Raw genomic sequence first — 3,340 nt, forward strand, 5'->3', positions numbered from 1 at the left:
TTAGTGGTTCAGATGTTCGAGTTGCCAACGATGCCCTGGGATTGGCAGCCGCTGTGACCCAGGAGGTCGTAGAGACATCCGGTCTGAATATTACCGCTCCGCCAAATGCGGGGCTAACTGGCTCGATACTAAACGGCAAAATCGATCCCAAGTTCATACTGGTCACGCCGGTTACGGGTGACGTGGATAGCATCAAGGCGGGGACGATAAGTTCTGAGGTCATCAGTAAGACGGCGCTTAAAATTAGCAAAGTAACGACTGTAGTATCCATTTTCATGGCGGGAGCGGATAATTTTTCTAATGCGGAGCAGTTAGGTGGTTTTGGAGGGGCGGCAGTCTTTACAACTGTTGATGTGGCCGTGATAGTTGTTCTTAGCCCAACTGGTGTAGTTGGGATTATTGGAGGCATCGCATTTGGTTCAATAGGTGGTTCTGCAGGGTTGCATGAGCTCGTTCAAGAGAACGTTGTAAGTCCTTTCAGTGCAGGACTGAGAAAGACTGCGGAAGCATTGCAACAACCTCAACCGATCTTCAAGCGTATATTCTTTCCTCGAGTTCCGGATACCCAGAGGGTTGGTCAATGAACAATTCTGGTAGTAAGGAGGAGATCAGAATAATTGATTGGTATTACTACTGGGTGTATCGATTGCAGCTTAAACTATCAGGTCCCAGTGACCCACATGGGTGGGCGTTCCACACGATCAACGTACAAATCATGGTTGTGTTGTTTGCAATTGCCCTAGTGCTTCAATATGCTTTAATTGAAGGCCTGAACAAGCAAGAGTACAACCTTGTGATGGTTCTTTGTGTTGTTTCGCTCGGTTACCTCGTTACATATTTTATTGTTGGCGACGAGGAATCGCGGAAAAGGCGTACAAAGCTTATCGAAAAGCAAAGTAAAAAGAAGTATAGGTGGTTGCTATATATAGTTCCTCTTATTTCGATTGGTGCAGTCTGGGTTATTCTAGGGTGGTTTTTTATATGGTCAACGTGAGAGGAGCGAATACGGTTTGCTCTTCTTCGCATGTTCGGAAGCACACCTCGAAGCACACCTCGGGTTCGCTTAGTCGAGATCAACATGGACATCCAGAGCGCCGGCCAAAGCCGGTGGTAGATCAAGCGGTGAAAGCCTGCTATCTGGAAAGGGTTAGCAGCCCACCAGAGCCCCGAGTCATGGGCGGATGTTCGTGAGGGCATCCGTTAAGCGTTGACAGGGGAAGGTACAGGCTCGGTATTGAGCTCCGAAATCACGTCGAGAATGCCGACCTTGTTGGGTGAAGGGGAAGGCAATACGGTTAGCCGCATCATGCGAGTGGCCGGCCGGTTCTCCGGAGTCAGAGACCCGGCGCATGTACTGATGTCTGCCACACGGAAGCCGGGAGGCCCCGTTCCGTGCCGTCGAAGGTTCCACGACGGTCGGGCTGAGGAAATAGTGAAATGAGCTCAGCCTTGAGAACGGGGAGTCGGACAGGACCATAGTAGCGAAGAGACAGGCGAACAACATTGACGAAGAAGATCTTGAAGATGGCGGAGTCTGAGGAGCGAAGGGTTCTGGCTGAGAGGAAGGCTGAGCAGGCCGCTGTGACTTCGACACAGAGCGGAGGGCAAGCAGGATCGGGATTGCTCAGGCTGCGCAAGGCAGCGAGACGGGACGCCTCGTTGCGCTTCAATAACCTGCTGCATCATGTCAGCGAAGATCGGCTTGAACAGGCCTATCGGTCGCTGAATCGTCGGGCGGCGACGGGTGTGGATGGTCAGACCTGGGAAGGCTACGGCGCCAACCTGCAAGAGAACCTGCAGGCGTTGCACCGGCGCATTCACACAGGCAGCTACCACCCCCAACCGTCCCGGCGTATCTGGATCCCCAAGGCGGACGGCCGGCAACGGCCGATCGGGGGACGCGCAGAGCGAGGGCGGGTTCTTCTCAAGAATCAAAGAAGGGGCCGCCACGGGGTTTCGCAAGTTTTTCAATACAGACCAGTACAGCTTCGAGAATCTTGCCAAGGCGTGTGAGCCGGATTGTGATTTTGATGCATTGCCGGAGGGTGTGGTAGAGTCGGCCGAGCGGCTCACCGCTGGAACGCTGGGTGCCCTCGCGCCGGGCGAGGCGATCATATCGCAGACGGCATCTCGCGTCGCTGCGAGAAAGGTGGCGGGTACGGCTGCGCGTCAGGCCGAGAGGGCAACGGTTACGAGGGGGGTGGCGCGCTTCCCAGAACAGCCCGGACAGGTCCGGCACATCTTCCGAGACGCTCCCGGCCACCTCGCTGACACGCCAGCAAACCGGACGCTCCTACAGGGGCTTGCGGACGATGCATCAACGACTCTCGGCACGGACAGGTTCGGAAACGTGTGGTCCGCGCGAACGCTGGACGACGGCACTCAGGTGTGGGTTCAGACCCGCAATGGAGTCATCCAGAACGGCGGACTGAACCAGACGCCTCGGGTCTTCAACCCAGAGACCGGCTTATCGGGGCAATAGGAGGATCTATGGACGACACGCTGACCACGCGAGATGCCTATGCGGCGATGTTCGCTTTTCTCGAGGAGATCTACAGGCGCACGGAGTCTGACGATCTAGGCGCGCTGCTTGGAGGTATGAGTCTTCTGGAGGATGGAGGAACCGCCGACCCTGCCCATTGGGCAGACTGGCAGGCGGCGGTACGCACGGCAAAGGAGCACAACGTCAATTTAGACCTCGATCTGAGGGAAAATGATAGTACATAGCGGCGAGCACCAGATCCGATGTTACAAGGGGAGCAGGGAACGCACTGAACTTCGGCCGCAATAATCGAAAACTCGATTTCCTCTTCAATCGAAACATCCGGGAATAACATGAGGAATAACATGGACAGCCATCGGCTGAAGAGCTGGTTCCGATCTTCGTGCAGTCGCTATCGGCGTCAATCAAAGACTGAACCCTGCTGTTGCATAAATTCCGGACTTTGATGCGCAAGGAGGCAATAACCGTAGGGGTTTGACGGCGTTTCTGTAGGTGTCGCCAAAACTCACCGTTGGTGAGGTTACGCGACGCTGAATTTCAGGCCCGAATCAGCGCGCATAACCCCTTGAAAATAAGAAGCGGCCAGACCGTTGCGATATAATTGGTGGCGACAAAACCATTACCAAAAACGCAAACGGAGGGCCGCTTCAGATGAAGTATAGCAAAGCTGAAACCGTTCAGAAAACCCATCACCTTCCCACGCTCAAGTTCGAAGACCAGCAGCTCACTTCGTTCTCCGGATTACTGCTCTTTCAGCAACTGTTCAACGTCATTGATTTGCGTGAAAGCCTGCGCCGATGCTTTCGGCACCAAGCCGTTGGATCGATTTTTGGTAGT

General features: G+C 54.4%; 5 protein-coding genes. 4 read left to right on the plus strand and 1 reads right to left on the minus strand.

Features of this window, described 5'->3' with window-relative positions:
• Together RQ738_RS13400 and RQ738_RS13405 are read left to right on the plus strand one after the other, a co-directional pair.
• A partial coding sequence (locus RQ738_RS13400; protein ID WP_314165813.1) for a hypothetical protein occupies positions 1–584 on the plus strand: 584 nt, incomplete at its 5' end.
• On the plus strand, positions 581–994 hold the full coding sequence (locus tag RQ738_RS13405) for a hypothetical protein (protein WP_314165814.1): 414 nt from the start codon (positions 581–583) through the stop codon (positions 992–994). The genes RQ738_RS13400 and RQ738_RS13405, both read left to right, overlap by 4 nt.
• Positions 995–1,924: 930 nt before the next feature.
• On the opposite strand, the gene RQ738_RS13410 is transcribed toward RQ738_RS13405, so the two are convergent.
• Positions 1,925–2,263, minus strand: a complete 339-nt coding sequence (locus tag RQ738_RS13410; protein WP_314165816.1) for a hypothetical protein — start codon at positions 2,261–2,263, stop codon at positions 1,925–1,927.
• Positions 2,264–2,490: 227 nt separating this feature from the next.
• Between RQ738_RS13410 and RQ738_RS13415 the strand changes: the two genes are divergently transcribed.
• Together RQ738_RS13415 and RQ738_RS13420 are read left to right on the plus strand one after the other, a co-directional pair.
• Positions 2,491–2,727, plus strand: a complete 237-nt coding sequence (locus RQ738_RS13415) for a hypothetical protein (protein ID WP_314165817.1) — start codon at positions 2,491–2,493, stop codon at positions 2,725–2,727.
• Positions 2,728–3,154: 427 nt separating this feature from the next.
• Positions 3,155–3,340 (plus strand): hypothetical protein (locus RQ738_RS13420; RefSeq protein WP_314165818.1); only part of this gene is annotated, 186 nt, incomplete at its 3' end.

Source organism: Sulfuriflexus sp. (genome assembly GCF_032250955.1).
Classification (GTDB): domain Bacteria; phylum Pseudomonadota; class Gammaproteobacteria; order AKS1; family AKS1; genus Sulfuriflexus.